Annotated in this window: 15 protein-coding genes; 2 read left to right on the top strand and 13 right to left on the bottom strand. The window is 34.9% G+C overall.

The window, feature by feature from the left end; all coding sequences use genetic code 11:
• Window positions 1-28: 28 nt before the first annotated feature.
• From H4J61_RS16350 to H4J61_RS16310, 9 genes are all read right to left on the bottom strand, one after another.
• On the bottom strand, window positions 29-1,195 hold the full coding sequence (locus H4J61_RS16350) for a hypothetical protein (RefSeq protein WP_182186319.1): 1,167 nt from the start codon (window positions 1,193-1,195) through the stop codon (window positions 29-31).
• 13 nt (window positions 1,196-1,208) lie between these two features.
• The gene (locus H4J61_RS16345; protein WP_182186317.1) at window positions 1,209-2,186 is read right to left on the bottom strand and encodes a polysaccharide deacetylase family protein; all 978 of its coding nucleotides are present in this window, start codon (window positions 2,184-2,186) and stop codon (window positions 1,209-1,211) included.
• Window positions 2,187-2,188: 2 nt separating this feature from the next.
• Entirely contained in the window at window positions 2,189-3,358 is a 1,170-nt protein-coding gene (locus H4J61_RS16340; protein WP_182186315.1) for a hypothetical protein, read from the bottom strand.
• A complete protein-coding gene (locus H4J61_RS16335) occupies window positions 3,355-4,527 on the bottom strand; it encodes a glycosyltransferase family 2 protein (RefSeq protein WP_182186313.1) in 1,173 nt (390 codons plus the stop codon). Before H4J61_RS16335 ends, H4J61_RS16340 begins: the two co-directional genes overlap by 4 nt.
• On the bottom strand, window positions 4,527-5,051 hold the full coding sequence (locus H4J61_RS16330; RefSeq protein ID WP_259363403.1) for a serine O-acetyltransferase: 525 nt from the start codon (window positions 5,049-5,051) through the stop codon (window positions 4,527-4,529). Before H4J61_RS16330 ends, H4J61_RS16335 begins: the two co-directional genes overlap by 1 nt.
• A 1-nt stretch (window position 5,052) precedes the next feature.
• Window positions 5,053-6,258, bottom strand: coding sequence for a glycosyltransferase family 4 protein (locus H4J61_RS16325; protein ID WP_182186311.1), 1,206 nt, complete (start codon window positions 6,256-6,258; stop codon window positions 5,053-5,055).
• Window positions 6,255-6,896 carry a polysaccharide deacetylase family protein gene (locus tag H4J61_RS16320; protein ID WP_182186309.1) on the bottom strand — a complete coding sequence of 214 codons (642 nt, stop codon included), beginning with the start codon at window positions 6,894-6,896 and terminating at the stop codon, window positions 6,255-6,257. The genes H4J61_RS16325 and H4J61_RS16320 overlap by 4 nt, the downstream gene beginning before the upstream one ends.
• 85 nt (window positions 6,897-6,981) lie before the next feature.
• Window positions 6,982-8,124 carry a glycosyltransferase gene (locus H4J61_RS16315; RefSeq protein ID WP_182186307.1) on the bottom strand — a complete coding sequence of 381 codons (1,143 nt, stop codon included), beginning with the start codon at window positions 8,122-8,124 and terminating at the stop codon, window positions 6,982-6,984.
• The gene (locus H4J61_RS16310; RefSeq protein ID WP_182186305.1) at window positions 8,114-9,454 is read right to left on the bottom strand and encodes a phenylacetate--CoA ligase family protein; all 1,341 of its coding nucleotides are present in this window, start codon (window positions 9,452-9,454) and stop codon (window positions 8,114-8,116) included. The genes H4J61_RS16315 and H4J61_RS16310 overlap by 11 nt, the downstream gene beginning before the upstream one ends.
• A gap of 215 nt (window positions 9,455-9,669) precedes the next feature.
• Between H4J61_RS16310 and H4J61_RS16305 the strand changes: the two genes are divergently transcribed.
• On the top strand, window positions 9,670-9,951 hold the full coding sequence (locus H4J61_RS16305) for a hypothetical protein (protein ID WP_182186303.1): 282 nt from the start codon (window positions 9,670-9,672) through the stop codon (window positions 9,949-9,951).
• 441 nt (window positions 9,952-10,392) lie between these two features.
• Complete coding sequence (locus H4J61_RS18100) at window positions 10,393-12,327, top strand: tyrosine-type recombinase/integrase (RefSeq protein WP_182186301.1); 1,935 nt, start codon at window positions 10,393-10,395, stop codon at window positions 12,325-12,327.
• Window positions 12,328-12,603: 276 nt separating this feature from the next.
• On the opposite strand, the gene H4J61_RS16295 is transcribed toward H4J61_RS18100, so the two are convergent.
• The 4 genes from H4J61_RS16295 to H4J61_RS16280 form a co-directional block, all read right to left on the bottom strand.
• A complete protein-coding gene (locus H4J61_RS16295) occupies window positions 12,604-13,935 on the bottom strand; it encodes an O-antigen ligase (protein ID WP_182186298.1) in 1,332 nt (443 codons plus the stop codon).
• 4 nt (window positions 13,936-13,939) lie between these two features.
• Window positions 13,940-15,463, bottom strand: coding sequence for an oligosaccharide flippase family protein (locus H4J61_RS16290; protein WP_182186295.1), 1,524 nt, complete (start codon window positions 15,461-15,463; stop codon window positions 13,940-13,942).
• A gap of 119 nt (window positions 15,464-15,582) precedes the next feature.
• Window positions 15,583-16,644: a GNAT family N-acetyltransferase gene (locus tag H4J61_RS16285; protein ID WP_182186293.1), complete on the bottom strand. Its 1,062-nt coding sequence runs from the start codon at window positions 16,642-16,644 to the stop codon at window positions 15,583-15,585.
• A 379-nt stretch (window positions 16,645-17,023) separates the two neighbouring features.
• Window positions 17,024-18,148, bottom strand: a complete 1,125-nt coding sequence (locus H4J61_RS16280; protein ID WP_182186291.1) for an acyltransferase — start codon at window positions 18,146-18,148, stop codon at window positions 17,024-17,026.
• Between the last annotated feature and the right edge of the window lie 15 nt (window positions 18,149-18,163).

Raw genomic sequence — 18,163 nt, 5'->3', positions numbered from 1 at the left:
CAATACTTGCCTACATAGTATAAATAAGTTATTTCCTAGAAAGCCTTCTACAAAGTGAGCTTAAAGCCCCAATTATTTGTATGAAGCCTAATTTAATTGAAGGATAGGGGTCTGACCACGAAAAGTAGATAAAAGCGTGCTTACTTTTTGTTAAATTAACCAGATACTCTTTACCAATATTAAATAGCGACTCATTATCGCTCAAGCGGGAAAAGAGGTCTTCATATAAGCTCATGAATATTACACCTTCTTCCATAGCTTTTATTTCAGGCAGAGGCTCTTTTTTTGCAAATAAATATGTAGCGTAAGCGTTGTTGACTCCGCAAGATGTATCGAAGTAATTACACATTCCTAATCGAGGGTTGATTTCAATGTATTTATAAATATGATCCAAAGGGTCTTGTTTAAATTCGATCATCGCGGGACCAGTATAATTTAAAGCTTTGCCTAATTTTGCGGATAAATCGATAATTGATTGATTGTATTTACTAATTGCATAGCTTGTCACTCCATAATGTGATGGAGAAAGGCGTAAACGATTAAAAGTAAAAGCTTGTGTCATTTTACTATTTTCATCAAAAAAACAGTTACAGACCCATTGTTGATTATCTTTACCTTGAATTATTTCTTGTGCTATTAAGCTGGATAAAACATGTTTAAACCTTTCGAAAAAACTATCTAATTGCTCCTCAGTCTCAATAATAATATTTTTGCAACCCAGTACCATATGTTTATGAGAACGCGGTTTTATGATAATTGGTAGAGATAATGTTTGAATTAACTGCTCTGGATTAATAATACTTTGAACTGTTTTTGGGATGGGTATAATCCTATTTATAATCTCTGTTTCTTTTGCTTTATCGATTAGTATTTCAGAAAGTTCTTTATTGGGAATGATAAAGGTAAAATTTTCTTTCAATTCAGTTGAGTTTTCAGTCAAAAATGTCACAAACCAATCAGATGTCGGGATTATAATACTATCCTTTGGCTGATTTGAAAGTATACCTAATAACTGTTTGTGCTGTTCAATATCATTTTTACCATCAAGATAAAACTTTAATTCAGGGAGTCTTGATTGGTGGATTATATCGCCTTTACTGCGTGAAATAACTTGGCACTTGATGCCTTGTAAATTGAGGCTTCTAACTACACCTAAGCCATTTGGGCCCGCCGCTAGTATTATAGTGTTTGACATATTAGTTAAAGTCCTACTTATGTTTTACAATTATCTGGCGTAATTGGCTTATGGAACAGTTATTATCAACAGGCAATCGCTTATATTGATATCGCTCTTTCTTATTCAAGTTACTAATAATTCCTGGTATAAATGAGAAGGCAAGTTCATAATTAGCTTGTTCTACTAATAACTTACTATCTTCTGTAAACGCAGCTTTCCCACCAACAGGATATGCGAACGAAGTAACCTTTATACCCAGTTTTTCTTCTATTCTTTTTTTAGAAAGTACTATTTCTTCATTTTGTTGTTTTTTACTTAAGTGTGATAATATGTTATGGCTTAAAGTATGTGAGCCAATATGCATGCGACTTTCAGACATTTCTTTTACTTGTTCCCAGTCCATAAACAATTTAGTATCTCTAGCATTGTCTGTCATTTTAGATTGGCAAATATTCTCTAATTCTTTAATTTTATCTTCCATAGAACGCATTTTATCTTGTTTTATTTTTTTCAAAATGGTCCGGATATTCAACGTTATTGTGCCTGTAGAAATATCTATAGCTTCATTCCAATCACAAAACTTAATTAATGCAACCTTACTATGCCTTATAATCCAAGCTATTTCATCCCACCATGGGATACCCGGAGAATCAAGGTGATTTGTTGCAATAAAGAAAGCAGCAGGTGTGCAATACTTTTTCAGGATAGGAAATGCAATAGAATAGTTATCAATGTAACCATCGTCAAAAGTAATTAAAGCATATTTTTTATGGATAAATTCATTTTTGTTAATTATATTTATCAGGTCATCAACACTTATTACACAAAAAGTATCATTATAAAACTGAATGTGTTTTTCAAATAACTCTTCGGTACAGCTGAAAACATTAGGATCAAAAGGGCTTTTATTCATATCGCCAATACGATGATAATTAAAGCAATATATTCCATTCGGTAAAAATGGCCATACAATGTTGCTATGAACTTTACGAATAAAAGATTTAAACATATTTACTTTACCTTATACTTAGGGGCTAAGATATTGTAATCACGATATAAATTAGGGTTGCCATCTTTGCCATCTTCAGCTGCTTTTACAATGTTGTACATTTCTCTTGCAGAAACATAATGTAGTGAATACTCATTACCATCATTATATTTATCTTCAAGATATTGGCACATTTCTTCGAATGGCTTGCCCAGCAAAGTATTCATATCCTGTTCTTGCGTGCCGTGTGTATGAATTTTGATAAATAACCAATCAGGTTTACCCTTGACTGTAATCGCGGTATCAACCCATAAATTGACTCTGTCTTTGGTTGGTGGCATTGATGCGCGAACATCACTGTTTTCAATTTGTGGGAAAATGCCTTTTTTTCGGTTTTTCCAATTTATTCCAATAGGTCCCGTTATGAGCATTAAGTCACCAGATTCACTAACCCCGACTTCCACTTCAACGCCTTTGTTGTGTGGTACTGCAACACATGGGTCACAAGTTGCGTAATAAATTTCATTTACTTGTGCAGGTTGAGTGTCGCTCGGTGCAGATGGAAAAGTAAAGTCGGCGTAACAGCCCGTTTCTTTTAGGATTGATATTTCATTATCTACACCACACATTTTTTTATCAGACCTACTATTTGCTAAACACCAATTACCATGAATGAAAGTATATTGAAGCTTTCCTGTAGATTCATTTCTGACAAAGGCTCCATGATTTTCATGCAATGTCTCAGTGAAACGTTCTAAAGTAACTTTTAAATTTTCACTGGTATCATTATCATGATGTAGATGGATTTCAATTTCACCAAACCCTTGATGGCACAAATCAGTTATTTTATCTAAGTGCTCTTGCCTGTACTCTTCTTCAGGATAGAAAAAAGAATGTTTAGGGTGATATCCATCAGCGTCTTTAAATTTACCTGCTACTTTAGGGTAATCTTGATGCCAACGCTCTATTCTAGCGCACTCTTGTTCGTAGGAGACGTTTTTCCCCCACATAGGCTCATAGTGATCGACAAAGCAAAACATTATATGTTTTGTTTTATCTGTTTTATTATTTAGAGTCATTTTTCTTTTGAGGTAATGTTTAAGCCATAAGTGTATATTTTTTTTTCTTATAATAAATAAAAATGCAGAGAAACTGCATACAATAAGAATGAAAAGTATAATAGTAAGCCTCATCGAGTTGTCCTTTGCCAAGTTCCCTGCACGTTGGAACTAAAATATTTAATAAATCCACGCATCAATGCCAGATTCATCGCCACAAAAAAAGCCAAAAGTGCGATTAACATTGTTGTTTTCTTGTTATCGGCCTGTTGTTTAATGCCATAAAAGGCAGTGAAATAAAATATTAATTGCGCCGCCAGTATCGCTTGATAAAAACCACTATCAAGTAATAATACATTGCTAATCAAGACGATCAACATCAAGTGTGGTACAAACCATCGGCAGACTTTATGGCTAATATAAGCGACAAAACGCCAACCTAATAACGGGTTTAAAGCCCAAGACATCTTAAAAAAAGCTTGGTAATTACCTAAGCCAATACGCACTCTTCTGCCTTTTTCTTCGGCAAGGTTTGGGGCTATCTCTTCAACAGCTATGGCTTCAGGGTCGTAAACTAAACGAAAACCTTGCTTTGCCACATTCATCGCAATTTGAAAGTCATCAACAATAGTGTTTGCAGGCAATGGCATAAAAAGTGACTTTCTAATAGCATAAATAGCCCCATTTGCCCCTTGTAGTGCATTCAGCCTAGATTCATGGAATTTTAGTACTTGTTCGTAACGCCAATATACGTTGTCTTTATTGTCACCCGTATCGCCATCCACTAGATGCAGCTCACCGCAAACCGCGCCAATTTTATCATTGTTAAAATGCCGAGCTAATTGCGCTATGGTATCAGATTGAAAATGGGTATTAGCATCAGAAAATATGATGATATCGTCAATGGCTTTTTCAACTAAGTCATTTAAAACACTCATTTTTCCTCTGTTGGTGTTAAAAATGTGCACATATAAATTTTCGATATTAAAGGCTGAGAGTATGTCTGCAGTTTGATCGTTACTGCCATCTGAGCCAATTAATAACGTAAGCTTTTCTTTTGGGTAATCTAAGCTTAATAAGTTTTCTATTCTGGCTTTGATGCAAGACTCTTCATTATATGCAGCAATAATGACAGTAACAGCTGGGTAATCCTTAATATTTAAGGTCCGGCGTTGATGTCTGCGCCATAAGTACTTAGTGTCACTGAAAGCTTGTTTAATACCACTAAAAGTAAATAAAACTAACGGGTAAATAAAATAACTGTAGATAATTATTGTGAGGCTAACCCAAAATAAGTTTTCCATTAACTCGCTGCCCCGTGATTTTTTTTCACATACGCTTTGGCCGGTATACCAAGCATAGTTGCGCCTTTATCAGCATTTTTAGTCAGTACGGCATTAGCACCAATTTTTACATCATCAGCGACGGTTAGCCCGCCAATAATTTTTGCACCCGCACCAACAAATATATTGTTAGCTAAAATAGGTGATTGGCCTTTTTCATCGCCAATAACCACGCCACTTTCTAGGGTAATATTATGGCCGCCAACCACTTTAGAATTAATAACGATACCCATAGGGTGCATAATGACAAAGCCAGGGGCAAAGTCAGCGCCACTGCCGATAACACAAGCGTTTAAAAATTTATTAGCCCATTGAAAAAAGTAAGCCAATAAGCCAAGTTGGTGGGTAGCACACCAGCGCATACATCGATACAGCACATTAGCGCTTGTGCCATCAGCCATGAAAATTCTGAGCATACTGACATCAGCACCATCTTGGGCAAAAATTTGTTGTTTTCGTCTTAAGTCAGCTTTTAAATTATCCATTTCAATTACCATCTCGATTTATATCTAGACTCACGAGCGATAATAACTGCGCCGCGTTATGCTGCCATTGGCGCTCGCTTTCAATATAAGCACGGGCATTAATACCGACGGCTTTATGTGCTTTTCTATCATTAACAATGTCAAAAACTTTGTCGATACAGGCTTGTTTATCGCTAGCTGGAAACAACCAACTGGTAACGTTATCTCGAACAACCTCGGCAATAGGACTAAAGTCAGGAGCGATCATGCCTTTGCCCATCGCCATAAATTCAAATAATTTCATCGGTGAACCATAATCATTTGAATCGGGTAATATCCCTAAATCCATGGCGGATAAATAGGATGAAACTTGCTGATGTGGCACTTTACCCGGTAAAATAACTTGCGATTCAACTCCGGCTTCAATCACCTTGTTTTTAATCCCCTCAAAAGCGACACCATCGCCTACTAGCAATAATACTAGTTCAGGTGTTTGTTTTAATCGATGGCAAACTAAATCTACAAACCAGTCAATACCATGCCAATGCACAAATGCACCGACATAACCCAGTACTATTTTGTTTTCAATACCGAGTTTACTTCTTAAAGCGCAACCTGAGCTTTCATCAATAACAAACTTATCTAAGTCGGCCGCATTGGGTGAAACAACCGAGTTTGCAATCTCACCGTAGGCTTGCTCAGCGACTTGCTTAAATCGCGTTGAAATAAACACTAAGCCGGTAGCATTTTTAAAAGTCCAAGCCTCTATTTTTGCAGCAAGCTTTTTAAAGCTTAATGCACGCACCCTTTGAACTTGGCAAGAGTCGTTAATTTCTAGCACTATGGGTAAGCTATGACGTTTTGCCCACCAAACACTGGAAAACATAAATAAAGAATAACGTTCATAAATAAGGGTAATATTTTTTTCTTTAACCGCTTTACGTAAACGTATTAAGGCAATTAAATTAAAAGCCAGTTCAAAAATTTCAAAGACAAATTCTGGCACATGTTTAGTCAGATCAGAAAGTATGGAAAAACTACTTGTTTTAGTCGGTGCTTTTTCAGCCTGTTCAACTGCAATGTTTGTTTCTTCTGCTTCAGGTTCGGCACCGGGCAAAGATAAAATATCAACGTTATTACCTAACTGCCTCAAGCCTTTAACAACACCTCGAATATGCACACCTTCAGCACCTCTGCCACGGGTTCTATGATGAAATAAAATATTCACTCGTATTCGTGCTCCAGGGCGCTAAAACAGTAACCTTGCTCAAGCCATTGCGGAATTAGTATGTCAAGTGCATCAATACAGCGCGTGTTGTCGTCATGAAATAGAATAATATCGCCAGACTTAACTGGCTGTTTTAGTAAGCGCTCGGCAATTTTATTAGCAGGCTCTTTTAAAAAGTCTTGAGAGTCGCGACTCCAATGCACGGCGGTAATTTTTTTTAGCAGCAGTGTCAATATTAAGCGTTTATCCCAACGCCCCTGAGGCGCTCTAAATAAGGTACAAGGTTTACCCGTAATCTGTTTAATAATGAGATTAGTTTTATCAATTTCTATGATTTTTTCAGTATGTGAAATTTTATGAAACGCGGGATGACTATAAGAGTGATTCGCGATGGTGTGAGCGCGCTTGTGGATTTCGTGCAGTAAATCAGGGTTGCTTTCTGCTCGATTACCAACAATAAAAAAAGTGACCTTAATTTGATATTTATCGAGTAAATCCAACAAACGCTCGATTACGTCAGGAACAGGGCCATCGTCAAAGGTTAAATAAAGTGTTTTTTCTTGTTGAGTTTTGCTCAATAAAAATAAACGGTCGGGCAGTATGATTGACCTGAGGAGATATTTTAATTTACTGAGCATTAAATCATAGTTCCATTATTTTGATTAAATCACATTGTAACAGTAACGATTAATAATCATACCCTGAATGTTAATAATATTGCTATCAAGTGTTAATTTTCATTAACATTTGCAGCAGTTGCTGGCGATTGTTTTGCCAAGAAAACTGTAAGCTATGCTGCTGTATTTTTTCTTTATCCCATGTGTTTGATAAAATATAAGCTAAGCCATTGGCCACGGCCAAGTCACTTTTGGCTGAAATTATTTTTCCACAAATTTTTTCATCAACCACTTCAGGAATACCACCAACATTACTGACCAATACCGGTATGCCACAAGCCATTGCCTCAAGTACTACATTTGGCACACCTTCGTTATAACTAGGTAAGGCTAAGGCACGAGCTTGGCTAATAAGCTCAGGCAATTGGTCATGATCAACACTGCCCAATAAAATAACCTTGTCACTGATGGCTAAATGTTTTGCTTGGCTAGAAATTTCACTGCGTAAATTACCAGACCCAGCATATAACAATTTAAGGGTAGGGTGTTTTTCACTTATTGCAGCAAAGCCTTTGAGAAGCTCAATGACACCTTTCTCTTTTTTTAAATTACCAACATATAAAATATAATCATCAGTTTTTTCTTTTGATATGGCATGCTGAACTTGAAATTTTTGCTGATCAACACCGTTGTAAATAACATGAATTTTTTCTTTATTAACACCCATAGCGATCATTTCATTAGCTAGAGCCTGAGAGACTGACAAAATACCTAAAGCTCTTTTACTGGCATTAACTATTTGTTTGGCGCGAGCCGGCACCTTGCCATGCAAATTAATATCACTGCCATGCACTTTAAAATAGAAGTCACAATTAAATAGCTTGCTGATCCAACTAGCCGCTACAGCATCGGGAAAGGCCCAACTGGCGAATATTTTTTTTGGCTTTTTGCGCATTAACCATAAACCAGAATGCAGCATTATCGAGGCAAACATCATAGCGCTATAAAATCGTCGACCAAACTTTGGCAGGTAAAAGTAAGGCACGTATCGCAAGTTTTCGGTTTGCTTGAGCTCTTTTCTATGTGAAATAAAATCAGCAAAGGCAATAGGCACTAAAACACTTTTAGTAAATTTATCATCGAGTTGAGAAAATTGCTGACGGTTGAATGTTGCTCGATTAGGCTCCCAAGGTAAAGGGTATAAATTAGAGATTATAACAAGTGATTGTTTGCTTTTATCAGAGTTCACAAATAGTTACTCTGTGTTTGCCGCTAACGGTTAGCGGGATATCATCTACTAGATCAAACACCAGCTGTAACTCGTTTTCAGCGTATTTATTTATCTCTTCGGCAATGTCATTTCTGTTTTGTTCAGTAAAGTGCTTATTGGTAATCAACAATATCTGCAAACGAGATATTTCGCTTTGTTTAACTTGAAATTTATCTATGCCGATAAATTCTTTAAATAAGTGTGGAAATAACTCGCCAGGAATTGATTTACCCGACGCGGTTTTAATAATATCGAGTTTACGGCCATCAATACTGCTCATAATGGGTAACGGGTTTTCACACCCGCAAGCTTGGTCTATTAAAGTGGCTCTATCACCATTAACATATCGAATTAACGGCATACCGTAATTATATAAGTCGGTAACAACCAAATCGCCTGACTCGCCAGTTATTGACTGCCCTATATCGTTAACAGTTTCTACCACTAGGTGATCACTATTAATATGAAGCTTTTTGTGTTCTTGGCATTCTGCCGACATTAACATAAATTCCCGGCAACCAAAGGTATTATAAACCTCACAGTTAAAAGCTTTTTCGATGACTTGTCTTTGAAATTCGTGTAATGGCTCGGCACCCGTCAGAATGGTTTTAGGAGAGAATACCGAGATTTTGTGTTCGATAATAAATCGAGCTAATTCATATAAAGGGTTTACATAAGAAACCAGCGCTGTGGGTCGATAACTATTTATCTCCTCTACATAGGTATGCATGTTGTTGGTGTTCATGGCGAACGAATTAAGAATTTTTCTATTGTAAAACCTATGGTACAAGTTATTTTTTATACTTTTAAATAATGTGGGTTGACCAATGTCAGCCCCCCAAAGGTATAACGTTTTTTGCCCTAAGCCTGCGCCTAACCAACCATAACCGCGCCACATAATTGCTTCTCGGCGTGTATTGCTTTCTATATCAAGTTCGAAACGAAACGGTTGCCCTGTAGAGCCACCGGTCGCTTTTTTGATATTGTTTTTTGCGTTATTGGCGACAATGTCACGATAATGCTGGGTAATATCATCTTTAGTCACTAAGGGGAGTTTGGCAAAATCTGACATAGTATTAATGTCATCAATAGAGTGTATGCCAACTTTAGCCCAAAACTTTGGATAAAAACTGGTATGTTGAAATGCATGCTCAAGTAATTTGCGCAGCTGCTGCCACTGATGTTGTTTTAACTCTTCAGGCGTCCAGGTTAAATGCTGTTCATAATGGGTGATATGTTCAACAAGATTTTTACCTTTAACAAGTTCATACATCGGCATTAATACATGACGAAAAATTGCGGTATACATCAGTAAAAATCTTCCTTTTATTTTTAGTCGTCCAATGACTTGAATTTAACAAATTAATTACATAAAAGTAACGCTTTTATAGTAATATTCTTAGATAATAAAAAATTAACTGCTTTGTTGATAATAATACCGCAGTTGTTATGACTTAAATAAAGGCATATGTAGCGTTAACTATTTTAACTAAATATCTATGCACTGACTTTTGGGCGGCATTTATGCTGTTAACTTGGCAAGCTAAAATTTGGCTACATGGTTACCTGACCAAGTCAGGCTCTAAAGTGCTTGGTGAAATTAGCTATAGCATTTACTTGTTGCACGGCATAGCTCTATATATTTTATTCACAATACTGCCGTTTGCTGATTTGTCATTTTTTACTTATGAAGAATATATTATTTCTATGCCATTTGTTGCTTGTATCGTTGTTATTAGTTCAACCCTAACTTTCTTAAATGTTGAGTTACCGAGTATGAAATATGGCAAAAAGTTAATAAAATAATTATCTTTTATGGAGATAATTATTAGGAAAAATTAACAAAAATATATTTTATCAGCAAGAAATCACAGAGCAAACAGTAATAGAGTTTAAAAGATTAATAATTAAGCATAACTAAGTTTTTTTGATATGTAATAAACACTGATAAACATTGGAACATAAACCTGCTGATACTTACTGTGGCAAGATTTAAAATTATGACTGGTCTTTACTATATGTTAGATATGAGTATTGTTTTCGATTTAGCGCTTAAAAAATTAAATTTGATTAACCACAACCCTGTATTTTCAGGGTTAGCAATCTGAAGGATATAAAAATGACTTTTAATCTATCCTTTTTGAGTATGGCATTAAAATACGTTAGCTTTTTAATATTCCCGCATACTTTAACTTTATACACCACAAAAAAAAGTAATAACTAGTGTCTTTCGATCGGAGCGTAGATGTGATATCTCACCTATATCAAGCCCAAAACACAGAATTAGAATCCAATATTAAAAACGAAATTTTACAAACGAAAAAATGGAAAGTACTGATAGCAACATTTCTATTTGTTCTTATATTATCGTTAATTTTGGTATGGACTAGAGAAAATATTTTTGAGAGTAAGGCTACTATTCAATTTTCTGCTACACAGATATCAGGTGTAGAATCTTCTTCTACATTAATGATAGATAGTTTACAAAATCAGCAGCGCCTTACAAGTAACAGAATATTAGCCGCAGTTAATCAAAGCATACTCGTTAATTATGGTATACAAAGTAATGTGCGATCACTGAGTGAAATGCTAAGTGCCGAATTGCAAAGTGGCCAAATTATTAACTTAAGGGCAACCGGAAGTAACCCTGAGCAATTGCAGCCGATTTTGTCTGCTTGGTTAGAAGAGTACCTTAAGGCCTTTGGAGAAGAAAACGACAATAATAATACTGACAGTATATTAAGGTTAAGTACCATGCTTACGGCTTTAGAGGAAAAAATATCGCAACAAAAAGTAGCATTAATTACCTATAGTCAAGATAAAGACATTGTTTCTCTTGAGCGTAACGAAAACAAAATTTTAAATAAAGTAAACTCACTGGAAAAATTGCTGCATGCTGCAGAGCAAGACTACCTTAACCAGCAAGAAATAGTAAACCGTATTAACTATGCTGAAAAAGAAGATAGGTTAATTATTCATCCTGAAGATGAAGCTACTATTGCAATGATAAGAAAAAATATAGCTAAAATTGAAAATCAATTGAGTGAATTATCTGATAAATATACGCGAAAATATATGGAGAAAGATCCTAGTATCATTTCGATGCAAAATTCGTTATTAAATTTACAAGAACAATTTAAAAAAGAGAGCCTATTAAGCCAATCTATATTCGTAAAAGAAGCTAAAAACAATTTACTGGTGGCAAAAAGTAAGGTTAGTCTTTTAACCGAGCAACTTGATGCGCTCAGTGTAAAAGCCCAAGCTTTTAATCATCGTTTAAAAGAATATGTTCGCTTGAATGATTCATTGGATAAATTGGTAGCACAAGCACAAAGCCTAAAAGATAGCTTGCTCGCGCAGGAAATGCTACAGGTAGGAAGACCTCAATTTAAGGTGCTAGAATATCCATTTGTGCCTAGTTATCCTATAGCACCTAATAATAAAAGAGACTCTTTGATTAGTGTACTAATAGCAGCGGTTGCTTCACTAATAGCGTTATTTTTGTTTAGTTATATAGTGCGACAAAAACAGGCATCAACAGTTTTTTCAAACTATACCATGGTGCCCAATGACATGAGCGATAAGCGACAACTGCTTCATCAACAAGAGGCTCAAATTTCCGAGAATCAAGTATTGCTTGAACAAAAATTTGCTACGGAAAGTTTTCGACTTTTAAGTGCTGGTGAATGTCATAAACTGGTGAGTTTTGCTAGTAAACAAGGAAAACTTGTTATTTTGCTAGTATTAAGTGGCGTGAATATTAAAGAGTTATTAGCAATTAAGTTACAGGATGTTGATTTAGAAAAAAACACCCTCGAAGTTAACGGAGCGTTCGCCAGAAATATAGTGTTATCACCTGAAGTCAGTGTGCTAACTGCAGACGTTATGGAGTATAAAAACACGCAAGACAATATTTTTGATGAAGATTATTCACTTGAAGAACTATCTCATTTAATCACTAATAGCGCTCATGACGCAGCGTTAGCAAAACCAGAAGGCATTAGCCTAGAAAGCTTGCGACATACCTATCTTACTTTTCTGTCTGAGCAAGGAATAAAATTAAATGATTTGGAAAAAATAGCAGGATATATTAACCCCGCACAGTTGTCGCTTTACCGTAAAAATAGTATTAACACACAGTTGGAAAATACAGAAGTTAGAACAATATACCCAACACATTAAATTAAGTATCTTTTGATGTGTTCAGGGCTTTATTAACAAGCCTTATAATAAATGTCAGATAATTCTTGATACATTGAAAAACTTACAATCTGGACTAACTAGCAGGCTTTAGAGCTTAGAATAATCTCTAGTAAGTTTTTAGCCGGCTCTAGGTTACTTCCTAAAGCAAGTATGCTGTGGCTAATCATAACGGCGAGTGCCGCTAATATCCTAAATTAAATTATTGTTTTGCTATCAATAACGCTGCTCAGTACGATTGTATATTGGCAGCCTAAATTATAATCCTAGCTTTAAGGAAATATAAACAGCAACGATAATTGACCAGCAATAAAGCATAGATCGAACCGCAAGGCGTGTAGAAAAGTGTATTGCATATTCTGGATTGAGCTTTACGAGTCTAATGTGGGACGCTATTGCCATACCTAAAAAGATGAATAGCAATAGTGTGAACATTCTACTGATAAAAAAGCCTGTGATCATAAAACCCACCAAAGAAAAGAACAGGGTTTTGTTTAGAAATAACTCTGCTTCTTCTTCAGGCGGGAGAGTTGTTTCAGCGTCGTCTAGCTTTTTCTTGCTAATTCTATCTTGAACAAATAGATAGCCCGTTAACGCGGTAAAAATCAATGCCCCGCCCCATAAAGAATAGCCAGGCACCCCTAATTCAGCAGCAACATGAATATATGAATTGTGTGCCACTAAGCCATGTTCTTCAAGAAACTGGCCCATGCCGATACCAAAAATAGGGTTGTGTAATAGCATGAGCACCCCAGCATACCAAGCCTCTAAGCGGCCATCGGCAGACTCGTCCATATTACTTTGTAGAGATGTTATTACTGTAGCAGCAATAGGGGCGAGAACTACAATGGTAATAAATAGTTTTGGCCCCGCATTCATGACGATAAAATATACCGCAATTAAAGCACCAGCACCGAGCATAGTGCCACGAGAACCGGTTAAATAAATACCATAAAATAGCGTCGCCAATACGCCAAACATAAGTATTTTACTGACCGCTTGGCTTTTTTTATAAAAATAAATAGCAAAAGGAATGTTCATTACTAAAAACATACCTATGTCATTTGGATCATTAAAAAACCCTAAATAAGTAATGCGCCGCTCACCAAGATTAATGTAACCAACAGAGTATGTGCCTAATGCCCAACCAGCGCCTTGATATGCCGTTTGTTGTACATGACCGTTATGCACCATAAGTAGTGCAGCAAAAAGACAAACAGCCATAAGTATGTGTTGGCGCTTAATACTGGTTATACAGTTTGAATATAAGAAGAGAGGAAACAGCGCACTGACCATTATGCGCTCAGATTGCTCGACACCTATCATGCCTGAGCCGTTCAAGAACCCTGAGACTATAATTAACGGTATTAAGCCTAATATCATCCAATGCTGTGGATACATTTTTATTGGTCTGTGCATGGCAACAGTGGCGCCAAACGCAATAATGATAAAAATTTGAATGGTTATCCACTCAATACTTATTTGAAACATTTCATGTGGACGAATAAGCACTGAGGCGGTATATAAAAATAAAAAGAAGAAGCCTAACGGTGAGTCTTCGGTTTTATTTTTTGGGAAATAACGAGCCATACTTTTATAATTCCTTTATAAATTTTTTCTTAACACCCGGGACAATACGTGCAATAACATAATGCAACAGAGTCTTTTTAATGTCCTTATTAAGTAACAATACCCAACAAATAAGTATAATAAAAGGGAAGGCTAACGTAGCAGATAATAAAAATTCTAACCAAGTGTTAATCGCTAAATAATCCAATAAGTAACTGCCGGCCATGCCTAAAATAATGGTTATCAATAAAGACTTTGATAAACACCAATAAAGCTCGCGCATATTATAATTATTGTATTGCTTAAAAAGAAATACTTTGGCAAAGACATTAAAAATAGCACTGTTGACTACACCGCCTGCGGCCAAACCGATAAGGCCAAATTTCAAACCTAAAATAATGCTTAAAGTAATATTAAATACCACAGATGTAATAGTGATCACCGAGATATATTTATGGTTTGCCTGGGCAAATAAAACCGTATTGGCCGAATTGCTAAAAGCAGCAAACAAAGATGAAATCACGCCTAAATACAATAAATTAACCGCGTATTCAAATTCATAGCCTACCCATAAAAGGATAAACACCTTACCAAAAATAAATAGCGATAAAAATAACACCGTGGAAGCGAATAAGTTAATACGGGTGGTTTGATTAAATAGCTGCTCCATATTTTCATTGCGAGCCGCTTTTTTGTTAAATAAAGGTGAAAATACCCCGGTAATCGAACTAACGAATGCTGAGGTATGCATAATTAAGTTACTGGCGATACTCGCCAAGGCCAAAGAAGGTAGGTCGAATAACTGAGTAATAATTAAAGGACGTGATTTTGTGCCAATAGTATTGGCAATACCGTTAATGACTAAGTGTTTTGAGTAAGCAAATAAATCAATAAGTTCTTTTTTGCTGGCGAGCTTAAAGCTAAACCTAAGCTCAGGAAATAATCGTTTAGCATAATGAATTTTCAGGATATTGGTTAATACATCACTAGCCAGTGTCGCGACAACAGCGCCCCAAATATTCAAGTCTGATAAGAGTAAAAAAACCATAATGGCTTTTACAATAGCGTTTAATGACGATATATTTGCATCAATATCAAAACGCAGCATACCAGAAAAAAAACCATGAAAAGGGTTCATCATAAACCCCCACAGTATCTTTACCGATAATATTAATAAAATATCAACTAAAGTAATTTGGTCTAAACCCTCAACACCAAAAATAGCCGGTACTGTAGTTAAGCCAACTAAAGTTAAAACAGAAAAACCACCTAAAACAGTAAAAAGTACAATGCCAGTTGAAAAAATAACATTAACGCGCTGTTTGTCGTTTAGCTCTAAGGCTTGTACTATTTGGCGTTGTATCGCTAGCGGAAAACCTAAATCAACAACATTAAACCAGCCTAATATAGATAAAATTAATAGCCATAAACCATAATGTGTACTGCCTAATTCATTAATAAAAAATGGTGTAAGCAAAAAAGACGTTAATACGACGATGCCACGTTCAAGAAACCGAAAAAGAGAGCTGGTGAGTAATTGTTTTTTCATTGAATGGTATATTTAGCTTTTGTCAGATAATTATAAGGAAAAAGAAAGTTATGCATTAGCTGACTTTAATTATTTTTATAGTGATAAAGTATTTATAACATTAATTTGTTAATAAATCGTTAATTAAATGGGCGGGTGAGCTTATTAACAACCTTACTAACAAATAGCTTTATGGGGTTTTTAACAAGCGTTATCGATGTCATGGCTCGAGTATCTGCATTAAATTTTGCTTTATAGCTATTGTTTATACCCCCCATCATAAAGTCGTAATATTTTTTAGGGCAATGGGTTATCGACCAATAATGCAGGAATAACCCCGGTGACAGTTTGGCAAAATTTTTCTCGTCCCAACCACTTTGATAAAAAAGGTATGTATCTTCGGTCACTAAATAATAGTGAATGGCAATGGGGTGATTATTCACAAAAACAGCACTTGCAGCTACAGAATTACTTTGATTTTTAATGAAAATTTGATGGAATTGATTAAAGTCATCAGATGAAAATACGCCATGGCCACCTTTGTTACGCCAACGATTTTGATGAAATTCAATTAGTGTCGGCCACAAAGTATTTAGTTCATTAGTGGTTAACCAACGCATTTCAGCATTTAATTTACTGAGTTGATTAGCTGAACGCTTTATGCGAGAACGTGTGTTTTTGCTAATATCTTGCAAAGAAAAGTTATCAGTAAATAAGCAATATTGAGCATAGTTTTTTGTTAGTCGTTTTCCTGAAAGCTTCAGTATGATTTTTGCAATATGTGAATCAGAAAATATGGCTCTTGCAGCCATAAAATCAAATTTATAATTTGAAATAAGCGTGACTAACTGCGAGTAAACTTCTTGTTCATGACCTACAGCAATTAAAACATCTAAATATTCAGAAGCAACTTCTGCTTGCTCTGGCTCTCCTTGCCCAAGAAGGTGTAAAGTTTTAATAAAAGGAAAAGTATCCGCTATTTTTATATAAAAAGGTGCTAATGCGATAAGCTCTTCGTCTTTATAAATGGCACAGCTTTGCAAAAAACAATCTTCTTGCCAGAAAAAATCAAACCAATGATCTAGCCATATAGTTGAAGTAAATAAATTGCTATTTTGAGTGCTGTTATTAAAGTTAACTAATAAAGTACTTAACTTTTGATAATCAGTGAGTTGAATTACTTTGATATTATGAGGTTTCATATATAACTATCACCTACTTTGGGTATACTATTTTTGTTGATTTTAACCGTTCCGATAATAAATTAAGTTGTATTATTTTAGTTAAGCTGCCCCATACATTAGTCATTACTAAACTCATTTAAAAATACCAACTCGTTTTGTATCATTTAACTCTAATCCTCTATTAATTACCCACTGTACTGTTTGAGAAAAACCTCAAAATAGAACTTTTAATACCATTTATTTCATTAATATATATTTTTTAAGGTGTTACTGTTGTATCGATATATCTAGTTAAAAAGATGAGGATTATTAGGTGTTCATTAACAGGCTTCAAAACTTAATTTATATAGCCTATTCCTGTTTTCAATTACTGAATATATATTTACTATAATGTTCATTATTTTGATTTAGCTGTATATGATAATTTTAATATATTCCAATATTGGCTCAATATATGAGTAATAAAAGGGATATTATTTTTTAGTTTTAGTGCTTTACTCTCTACTAGGTGCCAAGATAGAAATGAGAAAAACAAGGTTGCAAAAAATGAATAAATTATCATCGATAACACGGTTAAATTTGGGATTGAAGCTATTAAACTTTGCTGAATAGGAAAAGAATAAATGTAAATACCATAAGAATAATCACCTAAGCTATTGAACTTTCTTATAGCTCCTTTAGGAATATAAGCTAAATAAAACACAATGTACGGCAATAAAACAATGTAGCTTAAAAAAAACACACTTTTTTGCATCGTAGAAATCAATACAACTAATAAGCTAAATAAGAAATATTTATGGGAAAGTATTATTTTTTCTCTTAATTGATAACAGGCCGCACCTACAAAAAACATATAAAATAGACGAGAAAAGTTGTAAGAATTAACTGAATAAAAGTAATTCAATATATATATACCTAAAGCCATTACAGCTATCAGTATAAATGCATGCTTACTTATTTTTAGAAATGATTTTTTTTCTATAAAAGCAATAGATAACCCAATTACAGTTAGATAAAAATACATTTTCACTTCGAATGGTAAGGTCCATAACGAGCCATTTACAGCATTTATGTACGGATTATCAGTAAATACACCGGGTAAACTTTGGTTAACACCAAAGAATAAAATAATATTCTTAATTAAATATTTGTATGTTTCAGGCGAAGATAAATACTCTATAGGCTTAAGTGTAGTGAACCACATGCCTAATATAAATACTGAAATAAACATTGCTACGATTAAAGCCGGATATATACGTAAAACCCTAGCCCAGATAAAAGGAACTAACCCCTTTTTATTGCAAAAACTACCGGCAATTAAAAAACCACTAGTAATAAAAAAAACATCTACAGCAATTCCTCCCCAACTTGTATCAAGTAATAATCTTAATGGGACGGTGTTTGGGTCGCCTGTTGTAGTTATAAAACTATGTGAGAAAAGCACTAAAAAGGCAGCAATAAATCTAATTAGATTAAAGTTATTATCTTTAGTTTGAGAATAATTTGAAATAGTGTTGTCCATAACATCCTTCCCTGA

Source organism: Colwellia sp. MB3u-4, from assembly GCF_014077065.1.
Classification (GTDB): Bacteria; Pseudomonadota; Gammaproteobacteria; order Enterobacterales; family Alteromonadaceae; genus Cognaticolwellia.
The sequence above is the reverse complement of the archived record's forward strand: the minus strand, read 5'-3'. Positions and strand labels throughout refer to the sequence as shown.

What these genes read in the sequence shown, in the direction of transcription:
- H4J61_RS16350 (WP_182186319.1), bottom strand. Translation starts at nt 1,195, where the DNA reads ATGTCAAACACTATAATACTAGCGGCGGGCCCAAATGGCTTAGGTGTA.
- H4J61_RS16345 (WP_182186317.1), bottom strand. Translation starts at nt 2,186, where the DNA reads ATGTTTAAATCTTTTATTCGTAAAGTTCATAGCAACATTGTATGGCCA.
- H4J61_RS16340 (WP_182186315.1), bottom strand. Translation starts at nt 3,358, where the DNA reads ATGAGGCTTACTATTATACTTTTCATTCTTATTGTATGCAGTTTCTCT.
- H4J61_RS16335 (WP_182186313.1), bottom strand. Translation starts at nt 4,527, where the DNA reads ATGGAAAACTTATTTTGGGTTAGCCTCACAATAATTATCTACAGTTAT.
- H4J61_RS16330 (WP_259363403.1), bottom strand. Translation starts at nt 5,051, where the DNA reads ATGGATAATTTAAAAGCTGACTTAAGACGAAAACAACAAATTTTTGCC.
- H4J61_RS16320 (WP_182186309.1), bottom strand. Translation starts at nt 6,896, where the DNA reads ATGCTCAGTAAATTAAAATATCTCCTCAGGTCAATCATACTGCCCGAC.
- H4J61_RS16310 (WP_182186305.1), bottom strand. Translation starts at nt 9,454, where the DNA reads ATGTATACCGCAATTTTTCGTCATGTATTAATGCCGATGTATGAACTT.
- H4J61_RS16305 (WP_182186303.1), top strand. Translation starts at nt 9,670, where the DNA reads ATGCTGTTAACTTGGCAAGCTAAAATTTGGCTACATGGTTACCTGACC.
- H4J61_RS16295 (WP_182186298.1), bottom strand. Translation starts at nt 13,935, where the DNA reads ATGGCTCGTTATTTCCCAAAAAATAAAACCGAAGACTCACCGTTAGGC.
- H4J61_RS16290 (WP_182186295.1), bottom strand. Translation starts at nt 15,463, where the DNA reads ATGAAAAAACAATTACTCACCAGCTCTCTTTTTCGGTTTCTTGAACGT.
- H4J61_RS16285 (WP_182186293.1), bottom strand. Translation starts at nt 16,644, where the DNA reads ATGAAACCTCATAATATCAAAGTAATTCAACTCACTGATTATCAAAAG.
- H4J61_RS16280 (WP_182186291.1), bottom strand. Translation starts at nt 18,148, where the DNA reads ATGGACAACACTATTTCAAATTATTCTCAAACTAAAGATAATAACTTT.